The organism is Pseudomonas cyclaminis (assembly GCF_015163715.1).
Taxonomy (GTDB): Bacteria; Pseudomonadota; Gammaproteobacteria; order Pseudomonadales; family Pseudomonadaceae; genus Aquipseudomonas; species Aquipseudomonas cyclaminis.
Genome location: NZ_JADDUM010000159.1, coordinates 1 through 24,981, shown reverse-complemented (window position 1 = coordinate 24,981; position 24,981 = coordinate 1). Strand labels below are relative to the sequence as shown.

Genomic DNA, 24,981 nt, shown 5'->3' with positions numbered 1-24,981 from the left:
ATGGTGAATCGGTGTGGTTGGAAGCCGACTACAACCCGGTGTATGACGCCAGCGGGCGCCTGTGCAAAGTGGTCAAGTTCGCCTCGGACGTGACCGCCAAGGTGCAGCAACATGCCGCCGATGCAGCGAGCGCTTCCCAGGCGTATCACATCTCCTTGAACACCCAGGACATCGCGGAAAAAGGCGCAGAGGTGATTCAGCAAAGTGCCAGCGGCATGCGCGAAATAGCCGCCGACATTGACGGATCATCGCAACTGATTGCCAAGCTGGGTGAGCGTTCGCAGCAGATCACCACCATCGTCAACACCATTCGCGGCATTGCCGACCAGACCAACCTGCTGGCCCTCAACGCGGCCATCGAGGCAGCGCGTGCGGGTGAGCAAGGGCGTGGGTTTGCCGTGGTGGCCGATGAAGTCCGGCAACTGGCCGCACGCACCAGCGGTTCGACAGCAGAAATTTCCAGCATGATCGCGATGATCCAAGACGAAACCCGCCAGGCCATCAACAGCATGGACGGCACCCGCGACCGCGCAGCCCAAGGCGTGGACCTGGCCAACCGCGCCGGTACCGTGATCCTGCAAATTCGCCAGGGTACAAACGAAGCGCTACAGGCGGTGAGTGCGTTTGCCAATGACCGTGGCGGCCACTGAGTAGGGGCTTGGGTTATTCATGTGTAAGACAGGTCGCCAGGACTATAGTGAGCCTACGTCTTAACCTTGATAACCCGAGCCCGCCATGACCCCAGAGAAGCCTGAAACCGCACCTGTTGACCACCTGCGCTTCCACCGCCCCCACGCTCACCTGGCGCCGACGTTCGGCAACGACACCTTTGCGCTCAAGGCCGAAGCCTTTGCCCGTTTCTTCGGCACCCCGACCTTCCTCGGCGCGCAAACCGCGATCGTGGTGCTGTGGGTGGTGCTGAATGCGACCGGCATTACTCACTTCGACGTGTATCCGTTCATCCTGCTCAACCTGGCGTTCAGCCTGCAATCGGCCTACGCCGCGCCGCTGATCCTGCTGGCCCAGACCCGCCAGGCGGCGCGGGACAAGGCCCAGTCAGACGCCGATGCGCAACATCGCGAAGCCCTGGCGATTGCCAATACCGAACGCCAGGCCCAGGCCGCACAGACCACCAGACAGTTGCTGGAATTGCTGGAGCAAAACACCCGCCTGACAGAAATGACCAAACAACTGACCGAACATATCGAGAGCCTGACGTGCGAAATGCATGAGCAGTTCGTACGAAAAACCTAACGACTCGGCAGTCGCACATGCCGGCCCAACTCATCGAACAACGTCACCACCGAGCGCAATGCGCGGCAATCGGGACGCGTGAGCAACCACAGCGCCGTGTCATGCCCTGCCAGTGCAGGGCCCAGCGGTTGCAGTCCGCCATCCAGTAGAAAGTCCGGCAACGCCGCCACACCCAGCCCCGCCCGCACCAGTTCGGTCACCGACAACATGCTGTTGCAGCGATAACCGGGCCGTACGCCCGGCAAGTGTTCGCGGCGCCAGGCGACGGTGGGGTGGTCGGGCAGGAAGTCATCCGGTGCGATCCAGGCCAGTTCCGCCAGCTCACGGCCTGCATGGCGGCGGGCATAGTCGGCGCTCCCACAGACTTGGTACGACACGGTGCCGAGGCAACGTCCTACGAGATGCTCCGGCGGTGTCTTGGTCAGGCGTAGGGCGATATCCGCGTCGCGGCGGCTGAGGTTGGCAAAATCATTGGAAGTACTCAGTTCCAGGATCAGCGCCGGGTAGTCCGGCATGAACTGCGCCAACGCCGGCAACAGCAAGCCTTGCAGCACTGAGTCGGTACAGGTCAGGCGCACCGTGCCGCTGATCACTTCGCCGCCCTGCTCCACCCCGATACGCGCCGCTTCCAGAGCCAGCTCTGCGCGCTCTGCCTGCTGTGCCAAGTTGCTGGCCAGGCTGGTGGGCAGGTAGCCGGCGCGGCTCTTTTCAAACAACGTCTGGCCCAGTGCCGCCTCCAGGCGCCGTATCGCCCGGAACACAGTGGACACATCCACCCGCAGCAGCGCCGCCGCCCGCGCCAGCGAGCCGCCGCGCACCAGGGCGAGGATCAGCGAGAGATCGGGGTAATCAATTGCATAGTGCGTCGGTGCATTGAGCATGTGGGCAAACGCCAATATAGATTGCGTGGACGCCAATCTATAGTGCGCCTCAGCCCACAACAAGCCATGGACGCACACGATGAAAGCCAACGCCCTACGCCTCGCCCTGATTGGCGATTACAACCCGGACGTCACCGCGCACCAGGCGATCCCCGTGGCCCTGCAACGGGCGGCTGACACCCTCGGCCTGACGGTTCATATGCAATGGCTCGACACCGACACCCTGCCCGCCCCCCTGCACGACTTCGACGGTTTCTGGTGCGTACCGGCCACCCCTTACCGGGATACCGACGGCGCACTGCGGGCCATCCGTTTTGCCCGCGAGCAGCGCCGCCCCTTCCTTGGCACCTGCGGTGGTTTTCAACATGCGCTGCTGGAATATGCCCGCAACGTACTGGGCTGGGCCGACGCCGAACACGGCGAAATGGCCCCCAACGCAAAACGCGCCGTGATCACACCCTTGACCTGCGCGTTGGTGGAAGCAACCGACACCGTACGTTTAGTGCCTTACACGCGCATCGCCGACGCCTACGGCATTCTTGATCTTGAGGAAGGTTATCGCTGCCGCTATGGGATGAACGCCGAATTTGCCAGCGCGTTGCTGGAGCGCGATCTGATCGCCAGCGGCCACGACAGCGCAGGCGACCTGCGTGCGGTGGAATTGCTCGACCATCCGTTCTTCGTCGCCACCCTGTTCCAGCCCGAACGCGCAGCGCTCAAGGGCATCACACCGCCCTTGGCACTCGCCCTGCTCAAGGCCTGCCAGGAGCAATCGGCATGATCGCCAAGACTCCCCCGGCGCCTTACTACGCGGTCATTTTCAGCTCAGTGCGCACCGACGGCGATCACGGCTACGGCGAGGCCGCCACACGCATGCTGGAACTGGCGCGGCAACAACCTGGCTTTCTCGGCGTGGAGTCGGCGCGGGAAGATGGTCTGGGGATTACGGTGTCGTACTGGAGCAGCGAAGCGGCGATCCTGGCGTGGAAGCGGCAGGCCGAGCACCGCGACGTGCGCGAGCAGGGCCGCGCCACCTGGTACTCGGCGTTTCAGACACGGGTGTGCAAGGTGGAGCGGGCCTACGGTTTTGAAGCGAACTAGCTCACCAGACTGCGCAACGCACTGATCTGTGGAATCTCCACCCGGCGCATATAGACCCGCAGCGGCTCAGTGATGTTGATGCGGTCGTCGATGTTCTGGTCCAACAGCAACTGAAGGCGTTCACGCGACAGGGTCATGGTCTGCTCGGGCGCGGGCAGCCAGACAAATTCGGCGGTAGGGATGATGCCGTCATCGGCCACGTCCATGCCGAAAGAGTCTTCGCTGAAACGTACGATGTACTGGCCAGTCTTGCGGTTGAGGCCCACAAACCCGTGGAGTTGGTCGGCGGCCTGGCAGATAAGCTCGGAAGTGATGCGCATGGTAAACCTCACTGAAAAGTCCCACAGGGACTGGAAAGATGGTTTACACGCGTGGCGGAAAGTACTGCCCTCTAGCGGGGCGGCTGCGGTCAAGAGTACTGCAATGCCTGGCAAAAAAACCGAGAAAATTGACGGGTACGCACGTTAATGTCGGTTTGGTGATAGCGCCTTTCGCAATCAATTGTTAAAAAGGAGGCCTTCTCAAAGCTACCTCCACGAAAGGACTTCGCATATGCCTGTCACGTTTACCAAGAGCGCCTTGCTGCTGGCCCTGATGCTCGGCCTTGGCCAGGCGCAGGCTGCCGACCCGATCAGCCCGGCTGAATTGGCAACTAACGAAGGCATTCCACACCCTGCCGTGATCGCTCACCGAGGCGCCTCCTACGACGCGCCGGAGTCCACCGCCGCTGCCTACAAGGTCGCACGCGACCTGGGTGCCGACTACCTGGAACTGGACCTGCAGCGCAGCAAGGACGGCGTGCTGTTCGCCCTGCACGACAACAACCTGCAGCGCACCACAGACGTGGCCACCAAGTTCCCTGAGCGCAAAGACGCGCCGGCCAACGAATTCACCTGGAAAGAACTGCAAAGCCTCGACGCGGGCAGCTGGTTCAACGCCGCGTACCCGGACCGTGCACGCCCGGGCTTCGTCGGCCTGAAGATCCTGAGCCTGGATGACATCATCAAGATCGCCGAAGGCAACCCGCAGCACAAACCCGGCCTGTACATCGAGACCAAGGAGCCCAAGCAGTTCCCGGGCATCGAAGCCGACCTGAAAAACAAGCTGCTGGATAAAGGCTGGTTGAGTTCCGCCGGTTCCAAGCTGGGCAAGAGCAACACCGGCGTCGGCCAGGGCAAGGGCCGCGTCGTGCTGCAAACCTTCGAGACCGCCAGCCTCAAAGAGCTGCAGAAAGAAATGCCGAACACCCCGAAGATCCTGCTGTTGTGGGTAGGTGAAGGCAGCATCGAGCCGAAATCCAAGCAGACCTTCGCCGAATCCGGCGAGCCGACCAAGGCCGCCTACTACGCCAAGCAAGAGCCGAAAGACGCCGCCGAGTTCGAAAAGTGGGTCGACGAAGCCAAGAGCCTCGGCGCCATCGGCACCGGCCCTTCGGCCGAGCTGACCGACCACGGCGACCAGAGCTATTCGGACCTGGTGAAGCCCGAAATGAACAAGCTGACCCACGACAAAGGCCTGCTGGTGCATGTGTACACCGTGGATGAGCCGGTGGATTTCGAGAAAGTGATGAAGGCCGCGTCGACGGCATCTTCACCAACCGCGCCGCCGAGTTGCTGAAGTTCTACAAGCGCTGGCCGTCGTCCAGCGTGCAGGATTTGCTCAACGACTATAAGTACTGAGTGAAGCCCGAATGGTCAGGCCGCCTGTGGTTGGGGCCTGACTACGGCCTGATCATCGGCGAGCTGGGGCGCACCGCGCCCCATGCGCACTACGCCCATCAGTTGATGCAGTGCCTGGGCGAGCCCATCACGGTCAGCCTGGAGGGGCAGGTCATCACGGCCCATCGCCTGCTTATTCCCTCGCGACAAACCCACGCCATTCTCGATACGCACGGTGAAGTGACCGTGTTGTATGCCGAACCTGCAGTCTTTGAGATCGCCCCCTTGCAGCACCTGTTGAGCGCTGGCGATTTGTCCCTGACAGCCGTGCAGCAACTCCCCAGGCGCCAGCTTGTCGACCCTCGCCTGGAGCGCGCCCTCAGTGCGCTTGATCAGCGGCTCACCGGCAAAGTGTCGGCCCAGGCCCTGGCCGAGGTGGCGCACCTGTCATTGAGCCAGCTGGAGCGGCTGTTCACCGATCAACTCGGGCTGCCCGTACGCCGCCTGGTGCTGTGGCGGCGATTACGTGTCGCGCTGCAATTGGCCCTCGCCGGCAGCACACTGACCGAGGCCGCCCACGCTGCGGGCTTTGCCGATTCGGCGCACTTTTCGCGGACCATGAAGCAGTTGTTCGGCGTGACGGCCGCTGCGTCGTTACGTCAGTTGCAGGTGCAACTGCTAGCGTAGATCGCCGGGCAGCGGCGGTTCCTTGACCACGCGTACCGGCACAAATGGATCACGCAGTTGCGCTCCATACGCCACGGGAAAATCCGGCCGCTGCCGATGCCCAAATCCCCAGGCCCCATGCGATAGCCCTCGCGATAAAACGCGGTGCCCAGCAGCCAATCCCACAGGTTGAAAAACAGCCCGAAATTCACATCCCCGGCACGGCCGTATTTCATATGATGAAACCTATGCACCGGCGCCCAGGCGAACACCCAGCGCAACGCCCCCAGGCGCATATCCACATTGGAGTGCTGCAACAGCAATTGAATGCCGATGGCCAGGGCCAGCAACTGCGCCACCTCCAGCGGGATCCCCAGCAGGATCAACGGCAGCAGGCCTGCCGTGGCTTCCAGCATCTGGTGCAACGGATGCTTCATCAACCCGTTGAACCCATAGAGCCGCTGCACGCTGTGGTGCACGGCATGCAAGCGCCACAGCGGCGCAATGCGGTGGCTGGCGTAATGCATCAGGGTGATGCCCGCATCGGCGAGGACGATGGCCAGCAGCAGTTGCTCCCACAATGGCCAGCCACGCGGCCAAATCCCGTCGAACGCCAGCAACGCCGTAAGCCCCGGCAGGACCAGCAAGCCGAGGACGTTCAGGCCTTCATTGACACAGGCATGCACGCTGTCACGCCAGCGATCACCCAGGCTGCGATTCCACTGCGGTTCGTAGGGCAACCACTGCTCCACGGCAAATGACACCACCACCGCCGTCGCAAACACCAGCACCAGCCAGTCTGGCTGCGCGAGCGCCCAGCCGATAAACCCTGTCCAGAACACAGGCGCATAGATCCCGCTCACTAACTGCTTCATCCGAGTCTCCCATCATGTGAGCCCTCAGCATGAAATGTTCCGTGCTGCTCGAATTGAACGAACTGCGCAACTGCTTGAACTAATTAAGGGTGAATTAAGTTGCGACGATTAATCTGAACCCACTTAAACAGCTCACCCAAGAAGGACACACCATGAAAACCTTGACCACTTTGTTCGCCGCCACTGCCCTGACCCTGACTGCCGGCCTGGCCCAGGCAGATGTTCGTCCGGATCATATTGAAGGCCTGGTCAAATCCGGCGCAGTGATGTCTTTCGACAAGCTCAACGCCGCTGCCGTAGCCACTCACCCTGGCGCGACGATCACCGACACTGAGCTGGACAACAAACACGGTGTAGCCAATCAATATGTCTACGAAGTCGACCTGACGGATACCGCTGGCAAGAGGTTTGAAGTCAAGCTCGACGCCAAGACCGGTGCTGTACTGGAAAACAAACAAGACACCTGAGTTGAATCCCCCAAAACCGCGCCACCTTCGGGTGGCGCGGTTTTTTTATGGGCGCTCGACGGCAATGTCCAAGAAAAGCGTGGCCGCGATGAATCAAATTCCCCCTACTCAATTCAAGGTCGTTAGACTTCCCAGCATCAGCCAGGGCATTACGCCATTGCACAGCACACCGAGACCCCGTCATGGAGCAAAAAGCCGCCGACATTGCCACCATCGGCCGAATCAGTGCTGTCCCCGCAATGCTCCAAGTGATCAGCGACATGACTGGCCTGCGCTTTGCCGCCGTTGCGCGGGTGACCGACGACACCTGGACCGCCTGCGCCGTGCTTGACCAGCTCGAATTCGGCCTTGGCGTCGGTGGCGAGTTGGACCTGACCACCACCATCTGCCACGAGATTCGCGGTTCCCATGTGTCCGTTGTGATCGACAAGGCCAGCGAAGACCCGATCTACCACGACCACCACACCCCGCGTCTCTACCAGTTTGAAAGCTACATTTCGGTGCCGGTGTTCCGCACCGACGGGCGTTTTTTCGGCACCATTTGCGCCCTCGACCCCATACCGGCGTCACTGCGCAGCAGCACGATCCAATCGACCATGGAATCGTTCGCCCGCGTGCTGTCGTTGCAAATCGAAGCCGAAGAAAGCCGTCAGCAAACTGAAGCCGACCTGCTGGAAGAACGCAGCACCGCCGAACTGCGCGAGCAGTTCATCGCCGTGCTCGGGCACGACCTGCGCAACCCGCTGTTCGCGATCAATTTCAGCGCCGAGCGGCTGCTGCGCAAACACCCGCACCCCGCTACCGACACGCTCATACGTCACATCCTCACCAGCGGGCGCCGCGCTGCGCAATTGGTCGAAGATGTGCTGGATTTTGCGCGGGGCCGTATGGGCAACGGCATCCCGCTGAGCATCACCGACTGCCAGGACTTGCAGGCGGCATTGCTTCATGTGGTTTCAGAAGTCCAGAGCGCGCACCCGCAACGCGAGGTTCGGGCCGATATCGGCGATCTTCAAGGTGTCAAAGGCGACCGGGATCGGTTGGCGCAATTGCTCTCTAACCTGGTTGCCAATGCGCTCCATCACGGCAGCCCTGATGGCCCCGTGGAAGTCAGCGCAAAGGTTGAGCACGATCGTTTCGAGCTGACGGTAAAGAACGCTGGGCAGATCAACGATCAGGCCCTGCCCCGGCTGTTCCAACCTTACTCACGCCCCACCTCACACGCGCCCCAAGCGGGGCTCGGCCTGGGGCTGTATATCGTCAAGCAGATTGCCGATGCCCATGGCGCTCATTTGCAGGTGTCGTCCTGCGCGCAAACAGGCACGCTCTTCAGCTTCACCTTGAAAACTCTCTGATTCGCTTCAAAACTGTCACAAAATCGTCACGGAGCCTTGCAATGATTCGAGCACGCGAACCTGTGAAACGTCCTACAGGCGCTTTCTCTGCGAGCCTCCATGAACCACAGCCTCGACCACAGCCATCAGGACTCCGATCTGTTTGGCTTGCTTTACGGTTTTCGTTTTCGCCCAGGTGTTAAGGGCGAGCAGATTGATTCCGCCGCCGCCCTGGCGGCATTGAAGCAACCGCAAGACCCGGACGAGTTCTTGTGGCTGCACCTGAACCTGGCCCACGCCGCTTGCGAGCGCTGGATGCAGGCACATTTGGAGCTGCCGGAAGAGTTCTTCGAAGCCCTGCACGAGGGCTCGCGTTCCACGCGCATCGAACACGTCGACTCGGCCTTGCTGGCGGTGGTCAACGACGTGGTGTTCAACTTCAGCAGCATGGTCTCGTCGGACATTTCCACGCTGTGGGTGTGCGCCCGCAGCCGTCTGTTGATCAGCGCACGTTTGCAACCGCTGCACTCGGTGGACAAGCTGCGTTCGTCGGTGAAGGCCGGCGAACACTTTCGCTCGCCGCTGGAACTGTTGGTGCATTTACTGCGGGACCAGGGCGAAGTGCTGACGCAGATCGTGCGCAAGACCAGCATCAGCGTCGACCATATCGAAGACCAGTTGCTCTCCTCGCGCCTGTCCACCAACCGCGCCGAACTCGGTGCAGCGCGCCGGGTGTTGGTGCGCCTGCAACGCCTGCTGGCGCTGGAGCCGGGCTCATTGCTGCGCCTGCTCAACCGCCCGCCTCAATGGCTGCAAAAAGAAGACGTGAAGGAGTTGCGCAAATCCACCGAGGAGTTCGCGCTGATCATCAACGACCTGATGGCCCTGGGCGAACGGATCAAACTGTTGCAGGAAGAGATCGCCGCCAACCTCAACGAGCAAAGCAGCCGCACGCTGTTCACCCTGACGGTGGTGACGGTACTGGCGCTGCCGATCAACATCATCGCCGGTTTTTTCGGCATGAACGTGGGCGGTGTGCCGCTCTCCCAGGACCCGGAGGGGTTCTGGATACTGGTGGCGTTGGTGGCGACGTTTACCTTGATTGCCGGCCGCTGGGCGTTCCGAAAGTTTTCAAATTGAAATACCGGTGATTGTGGGAGGGGATTTGCCCCTCCCGCATTTTGACCCGCCGTGTTTAATAGACCAATGGCCAATCCAATACTCTAAACACTGACCTGCGGCAGCACCTCTGTAACATTCTGCAATGACTATGAACGGCATCCTTCATTACCTGGATGCTCCGGCATGGCTACCCCTTCCCTGACCGCCTCACACACCGAACCCAAACCCAGGCTGGACAAGAAACCCGGCCTGGTCACCGTGATCATTTTCTTCGCCGTGCTCGCCATGGGCCTGTTGTTCACCGCCTACAGCCTGATGCAGGACATGCACGAACTGGGCACGGTGGTCACCACCTGGACGCCGTTCCTGCTGCTGGGCGTGGCGTTGTTGATCGCCCTGGGGTTCGAGTTCGTCAACGGTTTCCACGACACCGCCAACGCGGTGGCGACGGTGATCTACACCCACTCGCTACCGCCGCATTTCGCGGTGGTCTGGTCGGGCTTTTTCAATTTCCTCGGTGTGCTGCTTTCCAGCGGCGCGGTAGCGTTTGGCATCATTGCATTGCTGCCGGTAGAGCTGATTTTGCAAGTGGGTTCATCGGCGGGTTTCGCCATGATCTTCGCGCTGTTGATCGCTGCAATCCTGTGGAACCTCGGCACCTGGTGGCTGGGCTTGCCGGCCTCGTCCTCTCATACGCTGATCGGTTCGATCATCGGCGTCGGCGTGGCGAATGCCTTGATGCACGGGCGTGACGGCACCAGCGGGGTGGATTGGGCCCAGGCGACCAAGATTGGTTACGCGTTGCTGCTGTCGCCGCTGATTGGCTTCGCGTTTGCAGCCTTGTTGCTGCTGGCACTGCGCGCCTTTGTGAAAAACCGCTCGTTGTACAAAGCGCCCAAGGGCGACACCCCGCCGCCGTGGTGGATTCGCGGCATGCTGATCGCCACCTGCACCGGCGTGTCGTTCGCCCACGGTTCCAACGATGGCCAGAAAGGCATGGGCCTGATCATGCTGATCCTGGTCGGCACATTGCCAATGGCCTACGCGCTGAACCGCACCATGCCCGCCGAGCAGTCATTGCAGTTCGCGGCGGTGGCCGAAGTGACCCAGGCCGCCCTGATGAAAACCGCACCGCAGACGTTGCCGGGCGACCCGCGCCCGATCCTGTCGACCTACGTGCGCACCAAGGAAGCCACGCCGGAACTGGTACCGGCCCTCGCCTCGCTCACGGGGCATATCGGTGAAGAAGTCAAAGGCTACGGCTCACTGGCCAAAGTCCCCGCCGAAGCGGTCGGCAACGTGCGTAATGACATGTACCTGACCAGCGAAACCATTCGCCTGATGGACAAGGGCAAGGTCGGCAACTTCGACGCCGACACCCAAGACAAGCTGCAACTGTTCAAGCAACAGATAGACAACGCCACGCGTTTTATTCCGCTGTGGGTGAAGATCGCCGTGGCCATCGCGCTTGGCCTGGGCACTATGGTCGGCTGGAGGCGCATCGTGGTGACGGTGGGTGAGAAGATCGGCAAGACCCACATGACCTATGCCCAGGGTGCCGCGGCGGAAACGGTGGCGATGCTGACCATCGGCGCGGCGGATATGTATGGCTTGCCGGTATCGACGACGCATGTGCTGTCATCGGGTGTGGCCGGGACCATGGTGGCCAATGGCAGTGGATTGCAGATGCGCACTATCCGCAACCTGGCGATGGCGTGGGTGCTGACGTTGCCAGCGGCGATTGTTTTGTCGGGCAGCCTCTACTGGCTGTTCACCCAACTGTTCTGACACAACCCTGTAAAAATGTGGGAGGGGCTTGCCCCCTCCTACATTTTTAGCCTGCGAACAAACCAGCCATCGCCTTCAGCCGCTTCTTGTAGATACGCCGCGCCTCCAGGGCCTCCTCCAACGTCACCGCCACAAACCCCGCCCGCTGGTTCGGTTGCATCTGCCCGATCAAATCCAGATCCGCACTGATCACCGTGCCGATCATCGCGTAGCCACCGCCCGACACCGCGTCCCGATGCAGCACAATCGGCTCCAACCCCGCCGGCACCTGGATCGAGCCGATGGGGTAGCAACTGTCGACGATATTCGACGGATCCGAGCCCGCGCCAAATGGCTGTTCCCGTGGTTCAAAACTCAACGCGCTGCCGCCTTTGAAGCGATAGCCGATGCGGTCCGCCTCGGAGCCCACGGTCCAGGGCTCGGCAAAAAAGCTGCTTTTGGCGGCTGCGGTCAGACGCTCGTAATACAGGCCAGGCACGACGCGCAGGGTGACATCGCCGCCCACCGAGCGGCGCAAGGCCATGGGCAGACTGTTGCCTGCCCTTGCCTGCCCACAGGGCTTGCCGATAGGCAGCTCATCGCCCTCCTGCAAGCGTCGCCCGTAAAACCCACCGAGCGCGCCAAGGGTGTAAGTGGAGCGACTGCCAAGCACCACTGGCACATCAATGCCACCGGCCACCGCCAGGTACGTCCGCGCACCGGCCTTGGGGAATTCGAAACGCAGCACCTGCCCGGCACGCACCTGGAACGCGGTGTCCTGATGCACCACTTCACCGTCCAGGCGCGGCGACATGAGGGCGCCGCTGAGCGCCACCAACGCGTCCTGCTGGAACGCCAATTCAGGCCCGATCAACGTGCACTCCAGGCCCGCCGCATCGACCGGATTGCCCACCAGATGGTTGGCCGCGCTGAGCGCATACTGGTCCAGCGCGCCCGAGGGCGGAATGCCCAGGTGGTAATAGCCTTCGCGGCCAAGGTCCTGCACGGAGGTGGCGAGGCCGGGTTTGAGGACTTTGATCATGCCAGCGCCTCCTGCAGGGTTTTCGGATAGCCAACCGGGTCGGCGAGAAAGGCGTCGAGGGAAAACTCCACCGGGCGCATGCGCAGGTCGAAACGTCCTGCGTCCACCTCGGCGACGGCCAGGTCGTAGGCATCACGTTCTATAGGCTTGAACTGCACGATGTCGCCGGGGCGAAAGAACACCATGTGTTCCTTGAGGTAGGCCAACTGCTGCGCCGGGTCGTAGATCGGCGCCGGGGTCACACCGAACATCTGGTAACCGCCCGCGCCGCGCACCGAGTAGATACAGCCAAAGCAGCCGCCGTGGCCGAGGGTGAGTTTCGGCGTATCGGTGCGCGGGCGCAGGTATTTGGGCACCTGCAACTGCCGTTCAAGCTCGACCATCTGGAACATGAATGGCAGGCCCGCGACAAACCCGACCATCGACACAAACCACGGCGCGCCGCTGTGGGCCGCGATAAACGCATCCACATCCGCCAGGCCATTGATGCGTGCGGCGTACTCCAGATCGGTGCCGGTGGGGTCTTGGTGGCGGTCGCGAAAACGCATCAGGGTTTCGTGGGTCCAGGGGTCGTTATAGAGCACTGGGATCTCGATGATGCGCGTGTGCAAGGTGCGTTCGGCAACGGCCTGGGCTTCGGCGCTTTGCACGGCATCAAGCAAGACGTGGGGCGCGATACGGTCGGGGTCGAAGCGGATCTGGAACGAGGCGTTGGCCAGGCACACATCCAGCACGCCTTCCAGCGCCAGGCGCTCCACCGCACGAGTCACCGCCATGCCCTTGAAAAAGGCCTCCAACGACATGCTGTCGCTGACCTCGGCAAACAGGTGCTCATCACCGCCGAAGCTGTAGCGGATGGGGGACGTTTCAGCCATGTCTGTTCCTCTTGGAATCACTGTAGAAAGGCAGGCAAAAATTGATGCGTGATTAGCGGTTCCTTGTGGTGAGCGGGCTTGTCGAATCGTCGCACCGCCCGCTCACTACAGGAGCCCACTCTTTACTGTGATGCCCGCTTGGTCCAGGGCTTCACGGGTAGCTTCCACCAACTCCAGCGCACCTGGCGTGTCGCTGTGCAGGCAGATGGAATCGAACTCGATAAACAGGTCTTCGCCTTCCACGGTGCGTACCAGTCCGGTCTGACATGCACGCAGGACACGTGCCGCCACCGTCGCAGGATCCAGTGCACGCACATTGCGCGTAAACACGATGGAGCCCGTCAGGTCGTACTCACGATCAGCATAAAATTCGCGCACCACCGGTTGCCCCAGTTCCTTGGCCACCCGCCAGATCACCGAGTTGGGCATGCAGTAGAGCAACAGCGTTGGCTCGATGAGTTGCAGGTTTTGCACCAGCAATCGGGCGGCTTCTTCGTCGCGGGCCAGGTGCATGTAGAGCGCGCCATGGGGCTTGATATGTTGCAGCGTTACGCCTTGGGCGCGGGCGATTTCCCGCAGGGCGCCGAGTTGGTAGAGCATGTCGTCCACCAGTTCCTGGGCCGGTGCATTGATATGCCGACGGCCAAAACCCACCAGGTCACGAAAGCCCGGATGGGCACCGATAGCCACGCCCAATTGCTTGGCGCGCTCGACGGTGCGGCGCATGGTGCCAGGGTCGCCGGCGTGGAAGCCGGTGGCGATATTGGCCGAGCTGATGTAGGCCATCAGCTCGGCGTCGACGCCATCACCGATGGTCCAGGGCCCGAAGCCTTCGCCCATGTCCGAATTGAAATCCACTGCCTGCATCGGGGTCGCTCCGCAAAAGGTCATGTTGAAAAGTAGGCTGGCGCTTGACCCCTTGGGAAGATCTATTATCAGATGCCCTATCTTCTGAAAAACAGATATCGCTCATGTCCCTCACCTTGCGCCAAATTCGCTACTTCGTCGCCACCGCCGAGATCGGCCAGATCTCCCAGGCAGCGATCCACTTGAATATCTCTCAGTCAGCGGTGACCACGGCGATCAAGGAGCTGGAGGCGATGCTTGGCGTGCAGTTGTTTGTGCGCTCGGCCCAAGGCATGAACCTGACCGACGCCGGGCGGCACTTTCTCAACCGCGCCTATGTGATTGCGCGCAGTGTGGACGATGCGCTGAACAGCCCATTGCCCGACTACCGCGCCAGCGGTGTGCTGCGGGTGGCGGCCAGTTACACGGTGCTCGGTTACTTCCTGCCCCATCACTTGCAGCGCATGGAGCACTGGCACCCGGACGTGACCATCGAGGTCTTCGAGCAGGAGCGCCAGGCCATCGAGCAAGGCCTGCTCGACGGCCAGTTCGACATGGCCGTGGTGCTTACCGCCAACCTGACTCACCCCGCGATCGTTTCCGAGATTCTATTCAACTCGGAACGTCGCCTGTGGCTGCCCAGCCATCATCCGTTGTGCGAACGCGGCGCCGTGAGCCTGGCCGATGTGGCCCGGGAGCCCTACATCCTGCTGACCGTCGATGAAGCCGAACACAGCGCCATGCGCTATTGGGAGCAGGCCGGGCAAGCGCCCAAGGTGCGGCTGCGCACCAGCTCGGTGGAAGCGGTGCGCAGCATGGTCGCCAATGGCAGCGGCGTGGCGATTCTGTCGGACCTGGTGCACCGCCCTTGGTCACTGGAAGGCAAGCGCATCGAAACCCTGACGGTCACCGACCCGGTCACGCCCATGAGCGTCGGCCTGGCATGGCACCGCGAGCGGGCCTTTACGCCGGCAATGCAGGCGTTCCGGGATTACTTTCACGATGCGTTCCTGGCACCGCAGCAGTTGTCGGCAAGGCGTTAAAGCTGTGACTGCAACGTATCCGCCAGCCAATCCATAAACACCCGCACCCGCAACGGTAAATGCCGTTGCCCCGCGTAAAGCAGCGACACATCCAGCGCCGGCGCCGGGTAGTCCGGCAGTATCGCCACCAACTCGCCGCTGGCCAACTCATCGCCCATGCCCAGAGCCGGTACTTGGATGATCCCGAAGCCGCCCAGGCACGCTGACTTGTAGCCATCGGTGCTGTTGACCGTGATCCGCCCGGCCATGGGAATACGCTGCACCTTGTTGCCCTGCTGGTATTCGAACCCCGCCGAGCGCGAGCCCAACGGCCGCACGTAATGCACCAGATGGTGGTCGGCCAGGTCGGCCAGTGTCTGCGGCACACCAAAACGTTGCAGGTAGGTGGCACTCACGCAGTTGATCATCGGCATGCTGCACAGCAACCGCGCCACCACTGTCTGGTCGGGCTGCGCGCCCACGCGCAATACGCAATCGAAGCCTTCAGCGAGCAGGTCCACTTGGCGGTCGGTGGTGCTGATCTCCATTTCGATCAGGGGGTGGCGTTCCAGGAACTGTGGCAGGCGTGGCAGGATCAAGTCCCGCGCCATGACGTTGGGCATATCTACGCGAATACGCCCGGCCAGTTGAGTCTCATCCTGGCGAAACAGCCCTTCCAGCTCCTCCATATGCGCGAGCAGGTCCTTGCTGCGCTCGTACAACACACGCCCGTCCTGGGTCGCCTGCACCTTGCGTGTGGTGCGCTGCAACAGGCGCGCGCCGAGCAGTTCTTCCAACGCCTGCACGTGCTCGGACACGGTGGAGCGCGGCAGCCCCAGGCTCTCGCCCGCCTGGGTGAAACTCGACAGTTCGGTAACCCGCACGAAGGTGCGCAGCAGCTCAAGTTTGTTCATGGGATTGTTCGCCTTATCCGGCCAGTGATTCCGGTTCAGCCCTGTTTATCACGTTAGCCGCGGACAAATACACTCAATCCCACGCTCACATCTGAAGAGGACTGCACCATGACCCGTAAAATCGCATTGATCACCGGCGCCAGCCGTGGCTTGGGTAAAACGCTGCCTTGCACCTGGCGGCGCAAGGCGTGGACATCATCGGCACTTATCACAGCAAGGCCGACGAGGCGCAGGCATTGGTGGCCGAAATCGAACAATTGGGTGGCCGCGCCGCCATGCTGCAGCTGGACGTGAGCCAAAGCGCGACGTTCGAAGGTTTTGTCGGCGACGTTGCCGGCGTGCTCAAGGATGTTTTCGCACAAGAACACTTCGACTTTCTGATCAACAACGCCGGCATTGGCATTCACGCCAGTTTTGCCGAGACCACCGAAGCCCAGTTCGACCAACTGGTGGCGATCCAATTCAAGGGCCCGTTTTTCCTGACGCAGAAGCTGTTGCCGTTGATCCGCGACGGCGGCCGTATCCTCAATGTCTCCAGTGGCCTGGCGCGTTTCAGCCTGCCTGGCTATGCCGCCTACGCGGCGATGAAAGGCGCGATGGAAGTGCTGACCCGCTACCAGGCCAAAGAGCTGGGTGGCCGCGGGATCAGCGTCAACATCCTGGCCCCGGGTGCGATTGAAACCGACTTCGGCGGCGGCGCCGTGCGTGACAACGCCAACCTCAACGCCATGGTCGCGAACAACACCGCCCTGGGCCGCGCCGGCTTACCGGACGATATCGGTGGCGCGATTGCCAGCCTGCTTGCAGACGGCAGCCAGTGGATCACCGGCCAGCGCATCGAGGCGTCGGGCGGCATGTTTCTGTAGGAGCTTGTCGCGCACTACGTCATAGGCCCAGTGATACACATAGGTGTACGGCAGGAAAAACAGCAGCACACCTATGTCGAGGATAAACGCCTGCATCAGGGTGATATTCAGCCACGCCGCAATCAGCGGGACGCACACCAGGATCAAGCCACCTTCGAACATGAGGGCGTGCAACACGCGGGTCCAGCCGTTGTTGGCCAGTTGCAGGCGTGCCTTGAGGCGGTCGAACAGGCCGTTGAAGATCACGTTCCAGGTCAACGCCATCAGGCTGATCGCCAGGGTGACCATGCCCATTTCCAGGGCGGGCTTGTCCATGATCCACGCCAGCAACGGGGTGCAGATCAACAACGCCAGGGCCTCGAAACCAATGGCTTGGCAAACGCGTTCCGTGAGGGATTTGGTAGGGCTCATGAGCCGTCTCCGTGAGTGAGGATGGTTGCCATCATTACTCTTTGACTCGATACTTCATAACCAATAACCATCGATCAAGGCGATAGTCATGGCCTCCAATGAAGTGCTGCAGGCGTTTGTCCAAGCGGCCACCCAAGGCTCGTTTTCGGCAGCGGCGCGCAAGCTGGGCAAAAGCCAATCCACGGTCAGTGCGGCAGTGGCCAGCCTGGAGATTGACTTGGATGTGGTGCTGTTTGATCGCAGCAGCCGCAAGCCGACGCTGACCCAGGCCGGCCACGTGTTGCTGCAACGGGCCGAGCAAGTGCTGGAGGCCAGCAGCCGCCTGGAGCTGGCGGCGAGTCAGTTGGCCCAGGGCTTGGAGCCGAAGCTGACCATCGCCATGTCCGATACCTACCAGTCGGACCGCTTCGAGATCGCCCTCCGGTCGTTCGACGAGCGCTACCCGGACCTTGAACTCGAATGCCTGATTGCCGAATGCGAAGACTTGATCGCCCTGGTGCAGAGCGGCCGGGCGCAGATTGCGTTTATCGAACAACAAGACACCTATCCGCCGGACCTCACCGGCGCCCCGGTGGAAGAGCGCACGGAAATCGCGCTGTTCGTCGCGCCCAGCCACCCGCTGGCCCGACTGGACAGCATCCCCGCCGATACCTTGCAGCAACACCGCGAACTGCGCCTGGCCAGCATCATCAACCCGAATGAAACCCGCGCCAGCGGCCGCGTGTGGTCAGCCCCCAGTTACCTGATGCTGATGGAGATGGCGCAGCTGGGTTTCGGCTGGGCACCCCTGCCGCGCTGGCTGGTGGAGCGGTTTGACGCAGGCCAGTTGGTGGAGCTCAAAGCCCGCAGTTGGCCGCGCTCGGTGGCCGTGGATGCGTTGTGGTCACGCCACCACCCACCGGGCCCGGCGGGGAGTTGGTTGCTGGGCAAGATGCTGGAGTGACGAGCCCGCCCTGGCGACACTGGAGATTAATGCCGGGAGGAAGATTTGAGTTCGGCCAGCCGGCTTTCGAGGAAGCGTTTTTCGGGGATTTGCTGGGTCAGGGACAGGGCTTTTTCGTAGGCGACGCGCGCGTCTTCGCCCCGTCCCAAGCGCCGACAAAACTCGCCCCGCGCCGAATGCGCCAGGTGGTAATCCAGCAACTCGCCCCGCGCCAGAATCGCCTCCACCTGCTGTAATCCAGCCAGCGGGCCATCGCGCATGGCTACGGCAACGGCGCGGTTCAGTTCAATCACCGGCGACGGCCACGCCCTGAGCAATACGTCGTAGAGCCCGACAATCTGCGGCCAATCGGTCGCCCCGGCGCTCGGCGCTTCGGCATGCACTGCGGCAATCGCGGCTTGCAGGCAATACGGCCCAAAACTTTGTGTGGTAAGCGCCTGTTCCACCAGCGTGCAGCCTTCAGCGATCAAGGACTTGTCCCACAGCGAACGATCCTGTTTCTCCAGCAACACCAGTTCGCCGCTGGCCGAAGTGCGCGCCGCCCGCCGGGATTCGTGCAGCAGCATCAGCGCCAGCAGGCCCATCACTTCCGGCTCGGGCAACAACTCCATGAGCAAGCGGGCCAGGCGAATGGCTTCGCGGGTTAAATCCTCGCGGGTGAGGTCTGCGCCGATGGACGCCGAATAGCCCTCGTTGAACACCAGGTAGATCACCCGCAGCACGCTGTCGAGGCGCTCGGGCAGTTCGGCCAGGGATGGCACTTGATAGGGAATCCTGGCCTCACGGATCTTGCCCTTGGCCCGTACGATGCGCTGGGCAATGGTGGCGGGCGCGGCCAGGAACGCCCGGGCGATTTCCTCGGTGGTGAGGTCGCAGATCTCACGCAAGGTCAGCGCCGCCTGGGCATCGGCCGCCAGCGCCGGGTGACAGCAGGTGAAGATCAGGCGCAGGCGGTCGTCTTCCACGTCCTCATCGCTCCAATCAGCGGCTTCCAAGGCGTCGGCCTGCGCCTGCAATAACGGGGTAAATCGTGCCTGGCGACGCAGGCGGTCGATGGCTTTAAAGCGCCCGGTGGAGACCAGCCAGGCGCGCGGATTGGCTGGCATGCCATCCTGCTGCCAGCGTTCGACCGCGACGAAGAACGCTTCATGCAGGGCTTCTTCGGCGAGGTCGAAATCGCCAAGCAGGCGGATCAGGGTGGCGAGCACACGCCGCGATTCGCTGCGGTAGATCGCCTCGATTGGCGGCGTCAATCGCGCATCTCTTCGGTCACCAGTTGCACTAAGCGGTCGAGGCTCTGGCCCCAGCCCTCATGGAAACCCATGGCTTCGTGGGCCTGTTTGTCTTCGACACTCCAATGCATGGCGCGGGCGGTGTAGAGGGTTTTGCCGTCCTGTTCTTCAAAGGTGACTTCGGCGCTCATGAACGGCTTGCCCGACGGGATCCAGCCCGGCATGAAGGCATCGGTGAACACCAGGCGATTGGGCGCGTCGATCTCCAGGAACACGCCCTGGGTCGGGTACTCACTGCCATCCGGTGCGCGCATCAGGGTGCGAAACAGCCCACCGACCCACAGGTTCATTTCGCACTCGGGTGTGGTCATGCCGTGGGGGCCCCACCATTGTTGCAGCAAGGCGGGCTCGGTCCAGGCGCGGAATACCCGGCTGCGCGGGGCATCGATCAAGCGGCTGATGGACAGTGCAAATTCGGCAGGTTGCTTGGACATGGGATAAACCTCCTGTAGTGGTTTTGTTGTTGTCAGAGATTCAATTCACGCACGGGGCGTACTTCGACACTACCGACCCTGGCGGCCGGAATGCCGCCAGCCACCTGGATCGCTTCGTTCAAGTCACGGGCTTCGATCAGGTAAAACCCGGCGAGCTGCTCCTTGGTTTCGGCAAACGGCCCGTCGGTGATCGACAGCTTGCCGTTGCGCATGCGCACCGTGGTGGCGGTGCTCACCGATTCCAGCGGCTCGGCGGCGAGCATGCGGCCACTGGCCTGCACGGACTGGGCGTAGGCGAAGCACTCCGGGTCGGCCGGACTGTCAGGCGAGGTGTGCAGCACCTGTTCGTTGCTGTAGATCAGGCACAGGTATTTCATGGCGTTCTCCGTTTCGGACTACTGACTATAGTTCGCGACGCTCAAGGTTTCAGGTCGAACAGCGCAGTGCCGCTTTGCATGTCGAAGGGGGCCGACCAGTGTTCATGCACTACGCGCCACTGGCCATTGATACGTTGATAACCGGCGGTGACGCGCATCCAGCACGCCTTATCTGCACCGCCGCAGTGGGCCAGCCAGTGGGCGAAGGCGCTGTCCTGGGCCTCAACAATGCGCAGTTCGTGGAACTCGAAAATACCGGGGCCAGGACAATGCTTCATGCATTCCTCCCAGTGTGCGCGGTAGGCCGCCTTGCCTTTGAATTGCAGGGCGGTGACGGCGTCGAACGAGACGATATCGTCGGCGTAAAAGCTGACAATTTTATCGATATCCCCACCGACGACGGCCTGTTTCCATTGTTCGATCAGGGTGTTGATTGCAGTGCTCATGGCGATACTCCTGGGGGTGAAAAAATCATGGAAGACACCCTTGGTCGAATGCGCTCGGAGCAAATCGACAGCCCACTGAAAAATAATTTCGCCTGCGGTAAACCCGATAGACTGTGCCCTTCTTTGCAGCCGTTCGGACCCTCCGATGCAAACCCGCCTTGTCGCCTACGAGGCGCTGAATGCCGTGCAACAACAGCAGGTCAGCGCCATCGAGGTCCACCCTGAGCAACTGCCGTTTTGCGGCGACATGTATTGCGCGCTCAATTCGCTGCTGGCCAAGCCCAGCCCCGGCGTCAAAGGCTTTGCCCTGTTGGCCGATGACATCCCGGTTGCCTTCCTTTTGCTCAAACGCCCGCCCTGCCTGCCCCATTGGGCGGATGAACACAGCGCCACGCTGCATGCGCTGCAGGTGGATCGGCGGCAACAGGGCATGGGGTTTGGTAAAGCGTGTCTACAGGCGCTGCCGGCGGTAGCGCTGGAGACGTGGCCGCAGATCAAGGGGCTGGAGTTGTCGGTGGATACAGCCAATGTGGCAGCAATGGCGTTGTATCTGGGATCGGGATGGATGGATAGCGGGGAGGCGTACAAAGGACGGGTTGGTTATGAAAGACGGCTGAGCCGGGCGTTTGGTCAGAGCAACCTTGACACCTCAAAAATGTAATGTATACATGACATACCTCTTCAAAAGTAATGAATACGTGACATGGACACTTCAATAATTACCCAACGCCTCGCCGAACAAGTCCGCTCTATGCGTCTTAACCGTGGCTATACGCAAGCATATATGGCCCAGCTCGCAGGGGTTACCCGGCAAAAACTGATCGAAATTGAACAAGGAAGCCCGTCGGTTTCCATGAATGCTTATGCTCGCGTGATTGCGGCGTTGGACAGCGAAGTGAAATTGACGCCCGCCTCCAAGCCAACACTGGAAGAGCTCAGGGACGTGTTCAATGACTACTAGTGGCAGTTTGCGAGTCGACACCCCGCAAGGTGACAGCGGCAGCGTGTTGACGAGTGCTGACGACTACCTGTTTCGCTACGTCGATACTGCGGGTCCAGCTTGCGCAATCAGTCTCACAATGCCGGCTCGCGCGGAAGAATATCGACGCCGAGAACTGCACCCCATCTTCCAGATGAATCTGCCGGAAGGATATGTTCTGGAACAACTGCGCAATCGTCTCGCCAAAACGGTCAAGGTCGACCCGATGCTGCTGCTGGCCTTGTCGGGTAGCAGCGCGCCTATAGGCCGGGTATTCGTTTCTTCGGATCAAGTGAACGAACTGATCCAACGTAACAGCACGCCCGCATCTGGAGAAAAACTCGACGAAATTCTTGCTTGGGACGGCGCGCAAGATCTGTTTGCCGAGCTTGTGGAACGCTACATCCTGCGGGCAGGGATTTCTGGAGTGCAGCCCAAGGTACTCGTCCCGGAAAAGCCTCAGGGATCCGAGGCGAAATTCACCTCGAAAACCAATGATCTGATTATCAAGAGCGGACGCGACGAGTTTCCGGGGTTGGCCATCAATGAGTACCTGTGCATGTCGGTTGCCCGGGACGCAGGCCTGCCCGTGCCCCCTTTTTATCTTTCACAGAACCATAAGCTGTTCATCATGCGGCGCTTTGACCGGGACGAACAACTCAACCCGCTGGGCTTCGAAGACATGACCACGCTGATGGGCCTGACTGCCGAACAAAAGTACACGAAGAGCTACGCCACCATTGCCAAAGCCGTACGTGTGTTCTGCTCGCCAGAGCATATACGCAGCTCGCTCGATCAGTTGTTTGATAGCGTGGCACTCAGTTGCATCGTAGGAAATGGCGATGCCCACTTGAAGAATTTCGGCGTGCTTTACAGTGATTTGGTGAAATCGGATGCACGACTTGCCCCGGCATACGATATCGCGAACACCACTGCTTATATCCCCGAAGATTCACTCGCGCTGGACTTGAGCGGCAACAAATCTATGTTTGCCTCACGCTTGGGCATCCTTGAGTTTGCGCGAACCTGCGAAGTCGAAAACCCCGAAGCACGCATCCAGGCCTTGCTTCAAACCCTGGAAGTCGTGCTCAAGCGCGAAGACGAATATTGCAGGCTAGCGCCTGATGTCGCCAAAGCTATCCGGCAATCTGCGCAGGGCTACCAAACCAGCTTTGGGGGCTGACCACTGCCACGTGCCTCAGACCCGGCACGGGGCGAAATGACGGTCTGTACCGGCAACCAGATCTCCACGGCCCCCGTGCCTTTCCTCGCATCAAAATCCGCGCTGTAGCGCTCGAAATCCGCCCCCATCACCTTGTAGCCCGAGTGCGGCAGCCACTCGAACATGATGCGCTCGTAGGTCTGTTCCAACGCCTGCACCGGGCCGTAATGCGCGAACACGGCGTAGTTGAGCGGTGGAATTTCGATCACTTCGAAGTTGCTCGGCACGTCGCTTTTGCTCGGCACTTCAACCCCGGCCATGTAGTCGAATTCGCCGTGCTGGGGGTTATGGCAAACGCCGTAAGTCACCCCGCCGATGCGCTTTTTGATGTCCTTGATGCAGGTGTCGAACAGTTCCCACAACCTGGGAATATCGCCCACCGTCGCCTTGGAATAACGCCCCTTCACCCCGGCAATTACCAGCGCCTTGCCGGCTTCCATGCGTGGCTCTAACGGTTGTTTTGTCTGCTGATCCATACGAACAGTCTCCTTCTTATAAGGGAACAAACCCGCATCGAGTATAGGGGCATATCCACGCTTCGCTCCACGCAGAAAATTTTCCTACGCATCTGGACAACTGGCCATCACGCGCCGTATTGTCTGCCCCGCAGGCCACCGCAGTGGCCGACGTCGCTCGGACGGTTCCGGGCGCTTACGTACTTCGAGGCAACAATGGCCGACCAAGGTTCGCCGCGCCGCTTTGCGCGCATAGATCGACTCCCCCCTTATGTTTTCAATATCACTGCCGAGCTGAAGATGGCTGCGCGTCGGCGCGCGAAGACATCATCGACTTGAGCATGGGCAACCCCGACGGCGCCACGCCGCCGCATATTGTCGAGAAACTCGTACAAGTCGCCCAGCGTGAAGACACTCACGGTTACTCCACCTCCAAAGGCATTCCGCGTCTGCGCCGGGCGATTTCGCGCTGGTACAAAGACCGTTATGAAGTGGACATCGACCCCGAGTCGGAAGCCATCGTGACCATCGGTTCCAAGGAAGGCCTGGCGCACTTGATGCTGGCTACCCTGGACCAGGGCGACACCGTGCTGGTGCCCAACCCGAGCTACCCGATTCATATCTACGGTGCCGTGATTGCCGGCGCCCAGGTGCGCTCGGTGCCGCTGGTGCCGGGCGTGGACTTCTTCGCCGAGCTGGAACGGGCGATTCGCGGTTCGATCCCCAAGCCGAAGATGATGATTCTGGGTTTCCCGTCCAATCCCACCGCGCAGTGTGTGGAGCTGGATTTCTTCGAACGCGTGATTGCGCTGGCCAAGCAGTACGACGTGTTGGTGATCCACGATTTGGCTTACGCCGATATCGTCTACGACGGCTGGAAAGCTCCGTCGATCATGCAGGTGCCGGGCGCCAAGGACATTGCGGTGGAGTTTTTCACCCTGTCCAAGAGCTACAACATGGCCGGCTGGCGCATCGGTTTCATGGTGGGCAACGCGGAACTGGTCAACGCCTTGGCGCGGATCAAGAGTTACCACGACTACGGCACCTTCACACCGCTGCAAGTGGCGGCGATTGCCGCGCTGGAAGGCGATCAGCAATGCGTGAAAGACATCGCCGAACAGTACCGCCAGCGCCGCAATGTGCTGGTCAAGGGCCTGCATGAATTGGGCTGGATGGTGGAGAATCCCAAGGCGTCGATGTACGTCTGGGCCAAGATCCCCGAGCAGTATGCGGCCATGGGCTCGCTGGAATTTGCCAAGAAGCTGCTGCTGGAAGCGAAGGTGTGTGTGTCGCCGGGGATTGGGTTTGGTGAATATGGCGATGACCATGTGCGCTTTGCGCTGATCGAGAACCAGGACCGGATTCGCCAGGCGGTGCGGGGGATTCGCGGGATGTTCCGGGCGGATGGATTGGCACCAAAAACTGGGGCCTAACTCGGTCAAAATGTGGGAGGGGGCTTGCCCCCGATAGCGGCGACTCGATTATGGATCAGCCCCCGCGCACCATATCCACGTGGGGAATCCCGACTTCAAGGAACTCCTCGCTGACGATCTTGAAGCCCAATCGCTCATAGAACGGCGCCGCATACACCTGCGCACTGAGGAACTGCTTGGCCTGGCCACGTTGCTCGGCCACGCCGATCACCGCTTCCATCAGCTTGTCACCGACCTTCAGGCCGCGCCAATTCTTGAGTACGGACACGCGCCCGATCTCGCCACTGGGCACAGCCGAG

27 protein-coding genes and 4 pseudogenes are annotated in these 24,981 nt (G+C 61.1%); 17 read left to right on the top strand and 14 right to left on the bottom strand.

All coding sequences use genetic code 11. The features are described from left to right. A partial coding sequence (locus IQK56_RS30905) for a methyl-accepting chemotaxis protein (RefSeq protein ID WP_246500249.1) occupies positions 1-650 on the top strand: 650 nt, incomplete at its 5' end. Positions 651-735: 85 nt separating this feature from the next. After that, the gene (locus IQK56_RS19735) at positions 736-1,254 is read left to right on the top strand and encodes a DUF1003 domain-containing protein (RefSeq protein ID WP_122305241.1); all 519 of its coding nucleotides are present in this window, start codon (positions 736-738) and stop codon (positions 1,252-1,254) included. On the opposite strand, the gene IQK56_RS19730 is transcribed toward IQK56_RS19735, so the two are convergent. Beyond that, a complete protein-coding gene (locus IQK56_RS19730) occupies positions 1,251-2,135 on the bottom strand; it encodes a LysR family transcriptional regulator (RefSeq protein WP_193863241.1) in 885 nt (294 codons plus the stop codon). The genes IQK56_RS19735 and IQK56_RS19730 overlap by 4 nt on opposite strands. 79 nt (positions 2,136-2,214) lie before the next feature. On the opposite strand from IQK56_RS19730, the gene IQK56_RS19725 reads away from it, so the two are divergent. Together IQK56_RS19725 and IQK56_RS19720 are read left to right on the top strand one after the other, a co-directional pair. Further along, entirely contained in the window at positions 2,215-2,916 is a 702-nt protein-coding gene (locus tag IQK56_RS19725; protein WP_193863229.1) for a CTP synthase C-terminal region-related (seleno)protein, read from the top strand. Then, on the top strand, positions 2,913-3,236 hold the full coding sequence (locus IQK56_RS19720) for an antibiotic biosynthesis monooxygenase family protein (protein ID WP_150675658.1): 324 nt from the start codon (positions 2,913-2,915) through the stop codon (positions 3,234-3,236). Before IQK56_RS19725 ends, IQK56_RS19720 begins: the two co-directional genes overlap by 4 nt. Here IQK56_RS19720 and IQK56_RS19715 read toward each other — a convergent pair. Then, positions 3,233-3,556 carry a DUF2025 family protein gene (locus IQK56_RS19715; RefSeq protein WP_049711852.1) on the bottom strand — a complete coding sequence of 108 codons (324 nt, stop codon included), beginning with the start codon at positions 3,554-3,556 and terminating at the stop codon, positions 3,233-3,235. The genes IQK56_RS19720 and IQK56_RS19715 overlap by 4 nt on opposite strands. Positions 3,557-3,788: 232 nt before the next feature. On the opposite strand from IQK56_RS19715, the pseudogene IQK56_RS19710 reads away from it, so the two are divergent. Both IQK56_RS19710 and IQK56_RS19705 read left to right on the top strand, forming a co-directional pair. Next, positions 3,789-4,915 (top strand): annotated as a pseudogene (locus IQK56_RS19710) (glycerophosphodiester phosphodiesterase family protein). Then, positions 4,916-5,581, top strand: coding sequence for a helix-turn-helix domain-containing protein (locus IQK56_RS19705; RefSeq protein ID WP_193863228.1), 666 nt, complete (start codon positions 4,916-4,918; stop codon positions 5,579-5,581). Here IQK56_RS19705 and IQK56_RS19700 read toward each other — a convergent pair. Further along, positions 5,573-6,435, bottom strand: a pseudogene (locus IQK56_RS19700) (sterol desaturase family protein). The gene IQK56_RS19705 and the pseudogene IQK56_RS19700 overlap by 9 nt on opposite strands. Before the next feature lie 152 nt (positions 6,436-6,587). On the opposite strand from IQK56_RS19700, the gene IQK56_RS19695 reads away from it, so the two are divergent. The 4 genes from IQK56_RS19695 to IQK56_RS19680 all read left to right on the top strand — a co-directional run bounded on the left by IQK56_RS19695 (position 6,588) and on the right by IQK56_RS19680 (position 11,146). Beyond that, a complete protein-coding gene (locus tag IQK56_RS19695; RefSeq protein ID WP_099585401.1) occupies positions 6,588-6,902 on the top strand; it encodes a PepSY domain-containing protein in 315 nt (104 codons plus the stop codon). Between the two features lie 182 nt (positions 6,903-7,084). Further along, positions 7,085-8,257, top strand: a complete 1,173-nt coding sequence (locus IQK56_RS19690) for a GAF domain-containing sensor histidine kinase (protein WP_150675655.1) — start codon at positions 7,085-7,087, stop codon at positions 8,255-8,257. A gap of 99 nt (positions 8,258-8,356) precedes the next feature. Beyond that, positions 8,357-9,376, top strand: a complete 1,020-nt coding sequence (locus IQK56_RS19685; RefSeq protein WP_099585404.1) for a transporter — start codon at positions 8,357-8,359, stop codon at positions 9,374-9,376. Between the two features lie 165 nt (positions 9,377-9,541). Beyond that, on the top strand, positions 9,542-11,146 hold the full coding sequence (locus IQK56_RS19680; protein WP_150675654.1) for an inorganic phosphate transporter: 1,605 nt from the start codon (positions 9,542-9,544) through the stop codon (positions 11,144-11,146). Positions 11,147-11,192: 46 nt separating this feature from the next. Here IQK56_RS19680 and IQK56_RS19675 read toward each other — a convergent pair whose 3' ends face one another. The 3 genes from IQK56_RS19675 to IQK56_RS19665 all read right to left on the bottom strand — a co-directional run bounded on the left by IQK56_RS19675 (position 11,193) and on the right by IQK56_RS19665 (position 13,909). Next, positions 11,193-12,167 carry a 5-oxoprolinase subunit C family protein gene (locus tag IQK56_RS19675; protein ID WP_193863226.1) on the bottom strand — a complete coding sequence of 325 codons (975 nt, stop codon included), beginning with the start codon at positions 12,165-12,167 and terminating at the stop codon, positions 11,193-11,195. Continuing rightward, the gene (locus IQK56_RS19670; protein WP_193863225.1) at positions 12,164-13,042 is read right to left on the bottom strand and encodes a 5-oxoprolinase subunit B family protein; all 879 of its coding nucleotides are present in this window, start codon (positions 13,040-13,042) and stop codon (positions 12,164-12,166) included. Before IQK56_RS19670 ends, IQK56_RS19675 begins: the two co-directional genes overlap by 4 nt. 105 nt (positions 13,043-13,147) lie before the next feature. Beyond that, the gene (locus tag IQK56_RS19665) at positions 13,148-13,909 is read right to left on the bottom strand and encodes a 5-oxoprolinase subunit PxpA (RefSeq protein ID WP_193863223.1); all 762 of its coding nucleotides are present in this window, start codon (positions 13,907-13,909) and stop codon (positions 13,148-13,150) included. Positions 13,910-14,013: 104 nt separating this feature from the next. Between IQK56_RS19665 and IQK56_RS19660 the strand changes: the two genes are divergently transcribed. Beyond that, positions 14,014-14,931, top strand: a complete 918-nt coding sequence (locus IQK56_RS19660; protein ID WP_150675650.1) for a LysR family transcriptional regulator — start codon at positions 14,014-14,016, stop codon at positions 14,929-14,931. Here IQK56_RS19660 and IQK56_RS19655 read toward each other — a convergent pair. Continuing rightward, complete coding sequence (locus tag IQK56_RS19655) at positions 14,928-15,824, bottom strand: LysR family transcriptional regulator (RefSeq protein ID WP_122307670.1); 897 nt, start codon at positions 15,822-15,824, stop codon at positions 14,928-14,930. The genes IQK56_RS19660 and IQK56_RS19655 overlap by 4 nt on opposite strands. Positions 15,825-15,932: 108 nt before the next feature. Between IQK56_RS19655 and IQK56_RS19650 the strand changes: the two are divergent. Beyond that, a pseudogene (locus IQK56_RS19650) lies at positions 15,933-16,690 on the top strand (SDR family NAD(P)-dependent oxidoreductase). On the opposite strand, the gene IQK56_RS19645 reads toward IQK56_RS19650, so the two are convergent. Beyond that, positions 16,589-17,101 carry a multidrug/biocide efflux PACE transporter gene (locus IQK56_RS19645; RefSeq protein ID WP_193863221.1) on the bottom strand — a complete coding sequence of 171 codons (513 nt, stop codon included), beginning with the start codon at positions 17,099-17,101 and terminating at the stop codon, positions 16,589-16,591. The pseudogene IQK56_RS19650 and the gene IQK56_RS19645 overlap by 102 nt on opposite strands. An 88-nt stretch (positions 17,102-17,189) precedes the next feature. On the opposite strand from IQK56_RS19645, the gene IQK56_RS19640 reads away from it, so the two are divergent. Continuing rightward, entirely contained in the window at positions 17,190-18,044 is an 855-nt protein-coding gene (locus IQK56_RS19640) for a LysR family transcriptional regulator (protein WP_122307667.1), read from the top strand. A 26-nt stretch (positions 18,045-18,070) separates the two neighbouring features. Here the strand turns inward: IQK56_RS19640 and IQK56_RS19635 are convergent, their stop codons facing one another. From IQK56_RS19635 to IQK56_RS19620, 4 genes are read right to left on the bottom strand one after another with little or no spacing between them, the layout of a single operon-like run. Further along, complete coding sequence (locus tag IQK56_RS19635) at positions 18,071-19,297, bottom strand: RNA polymerase sigma factor (protein ID WP_193863220.1); 1,227 nt, start codon at positions 19,295-19,297, stop codon at positions 18,071-18,073. After that, on the bottom strand, positions 19,294-19,770 hold the full coding sequence (locus IQK56_RS19630) for an SRPBCC family protein (RefSeq protein WP_150761624.1): 477 nt from the start codon (positions 19,768-19,770) through the stop codon (positions 19,294-19,296). Before IQK56_RS19630 ends, IQK56_RS19635 begins: the two co-directional genes overlap by 4 nt. Before the next feature lie 32 nt (positions 19,771-19,802). Then, positions 19,803-20,147: a YciI family protein gene (locus tag IQK56_RS19625; protein ID WP_016978318.1), complete on the bottom strand. Its 345-nt coding sequence runs from the start codon at positions 20,145-20,147 to the stop codon at positions 19,803-19,805. 41 nt (positions 20,148-20,188) lie between these two features. Next, positions 20,189-20,593 carry a YybH family protein gene (locus IQK56_RS19620; protein ID WP_122307664.1) on the bottom strand — a complete coding sequence of 135 codons (405 nt, stop codon included), beginning with the start codon at positions 20,591-20,593 and terminating at the stop codon, positions 20,189-20,191. A gap of 145 nt (positions 20,594-20,738) precedes the next feature. Here IQK56_RS19620 and IQK56_RS19615 point away from each other — a divergent pair, with 145 nt between their 5' ends. Genes IQK56_RS19615 through IQK56_RS19605 form a run of 3 tightly spaced genes read left to right on the top strand, consistent with a single transcriptional unit; the run spans position 20,739 to position 22,755 of the window. Continuing rightward, complete coding sequence (locus tag IQK56_RS19615; protein ID WP_122307663.1) at positions 20,739-21,254, top strand: GNAT family N-acetyltransferase; 516 nt, start codon at positions 20,739-20,741, stop codon at positions 21,252-21,254. A gap of 42 nt (positions 21,255-21,296) precedes the next feature. Continuing rightward, a complete protein-coding gene (locus IQK56_RS19610) occupies positions 21,297-21,554 on the top strand; it encodes a helix-turn-helix domain-containing protein (protein ID WP_150761623.1) in 258 nt (85 codons plus the stop codon). Then, positions 21,544-22,755: a type II toxin-antitoxin system HipA family toxin gene (locus IQK56_RS19605; protein WP_193863218.1), complete on the top strand. Its 1,212-nt coding sequence runs from the start codon at positions 21,544-21,546 to the stop codon at positions 22,753-22,755. Before IQK56_RS19610 ends, IQK56_RS19605 begins: the two co-directional genes overlap by 11 nt. Here IQK56_RS19605 and IQK56_RS19600 read toward each other — a convergent pair. Further along, on the bottom strand, positions 22,731-23,270 hold the full coding sequence (locus IQK56_RS19600) for a GyrI-like domain-containing protein (protein WP_193863215.1): 540 nt from the start codon (positions 23,268-23,270) through the stop codon (positions 22,731-22,733). The genes IQK56_RS19605 and IQK56_RS19600 overlap by 25 nt on opposite strands. A 195-nt stretch (positions 23,271-23,465) precedes the next feature. On the opposite strand from IQK56_RS19600, the pseudogene alaC reads away from it, so the two are divergent. Beyond that, positions 23,466-24,682, top strand: a pseudogene (alaC, locus tag IQK56_RS19595) (alanine transaminase). A 55-nt stretch (positions 24,683-24,737) separates the two neighbouring features. Here the strand turns inward: alaC and IQK56_RS19590 are convergent. Next, positions 24,738-24,981: GNAT family N-acetyltransferase (locus IQK56_RS19590; protein ID WP_193901792.1), on the bottom strand; the 244-nt coding region annotated here is incomplete at its 5' end.

Bases quoted from the DNA above. Each gene is read 5' to 3' on its own strand.
- IQK56_RS19735 (WP_122305241.1), top strand. From the start codon at position 736: ATGACCCCAGAGAAGCCTGAAACCGCACCTGTTGACCACCTGCGCTTC.
- IQK56_RS19730 (WP_193863241.1), bottom strand. From the start codon at position 2,135: ATGCTCAATGCACCGACGCACTATGCAATTGATTACCCCGATCTCTCG.
- IQK56_RS19725 (WP_193863229.1), top strand. From the start codon at position 2,215: ATGAAAGCCAACGCCCTACGCCTCGCCCTGATTGGCGATTACAACCCG.
- IQK56_RS19720 (WP_150675658.1), top strand. From the start codon at position 2,913: ATGATCGCCAAGACTCCCCCGGCGCCTTACTACGCGGTCATTTTCAGC.
- IQK56_RS19715 (WP_049711852.1), bottom strand. From the start codon at position 3,556: ATGCGCATCACTTCCGAGCTTATCTGCCAGGCCGCCGACCAACTCCAC.
- IQK56_RS19695 (WP_099585401.1), top strand. From the start codon at position 6,588: ATGAAAACCTTGACCACTTTGTTCGCCGCCACTGCCCTGACCCTGACT.
- IQK56_RS19690 (WP_150675655.1), top strand. From the start codon at position 7,085: ATGGAGCAAAAAGCCGCCGACATTGCCACCATCGGCCGAATCAGTGCT.
- IQK56_RS19685 (WP_099585404.1), top strand. From the start codon at position 8,357: ATGAACCACAGCCTCGACCACAGCCATCAGGACTCCGATCTGTTTGGC.
- IQK56_RS19680 (WP_150675654.1), top strand. From the start codon at position 9,542: ATGGCTACCCCTTCCCTGACCGCCTCACACACCGAACCCAAACCCAGG.
- IQK56_RS19675 (WP_193863226.1), bottom strand. From the start codon at position 12,167: ATGATCAAAGTCCTCAAACCCGGCCTCGCCACCTCCGTGCAGGACCTT.
- IQK56_RS19670 (WP_193863225.1), bottom strand. From the start codon at position 13,042: ATGGCTGAAACGTCCCCCATCCGCTACAGCTTCGGCGGTGATGAGCAC.
- IQK56_RS19665 (WP_193863223.1), bottom strand. From the start codon at position 13,909: ATGCAGGCAGTGGATTTCAATTCGGACATGGGCGAAGGCTTCGGGCCC.
- IQK56_RS19660 (WP_150675650.1), top strand. From the start codon at position 14,014: ATGTCCCTCACCTTGCGCCAAATTCGCTACTTCGTCGCCACCGCCGAG.
- IQK56_RS19655 (WP_122307670.1), bottom strand. From the start codon at position 15,824: ATGAACAAACTTGAGCTGCTGCGCACCTTCGTGCGGGTTACCGAACTG.
- IQK56_RS19645 (WP_193863221.1), bottom strand. From the start codon at position 17,101: ATGAGCCCTACCAAATCCCTCACGGAACGCGTTTGCCAAGCCATTGGT.
- IQK56_RS19640 (WP_122307667.1), top strand. From the start codon at position 17,190: ATGGCCTCCAATGAAGTGCTGCAGGCGTTTGTCCAAGCGGCCACCCAA.
- IQK56_RS19630 (WP_150761624.1), bottom strand. From the start codon at position 19,770: ATGTCCAAGCAACCTGCCGAATTTGCACTGTCCATCAGCCGCTTGATC.
- IQK56_RS19625 (WP_016978318.1), bottom strand. From the start codon at position 20,147: ATGAAATACCTGTGCCTGATCTACAGCAACGAACAGGTGCTGCACACC.
- IQK56_RS19620 (WP_122307664.1), bottom strand. From the start codon at position 20,593: ATGAGCACTGCAATCAACACCCTGATCGAACAATGGAAACAGGCCGTC.
- IQK56_RS19615 (WP_122307663.1), top strand. From the start codon at position 20,739: ATGCAAACCCGCCTTGTCGCCTACGAGGCGCTGAATGCCGTGCAACAA.
- IQK56_RS19610 (WP_150761623.1), top strand. From the start codon at position 21,297: ATGGACACTTCAATAATTACCCAACGCCTCGCCGAACAAGTCCGCTCT.
- IQK56_RS19605 (WP_193863218.1), top strand. From the start codon at position 21,544: ATGACTACTAGTGGCAGTTTGCGAGTCGACACCCCGCAAGGTGACAGC.
- IQK56_RS19600 (WP_193863215.1), bottom strand. From the start codon at position 23,270: ATGGATCAGCAGACAAAACAACCGTTAGAGCCACGCATGGAAGCCGGC.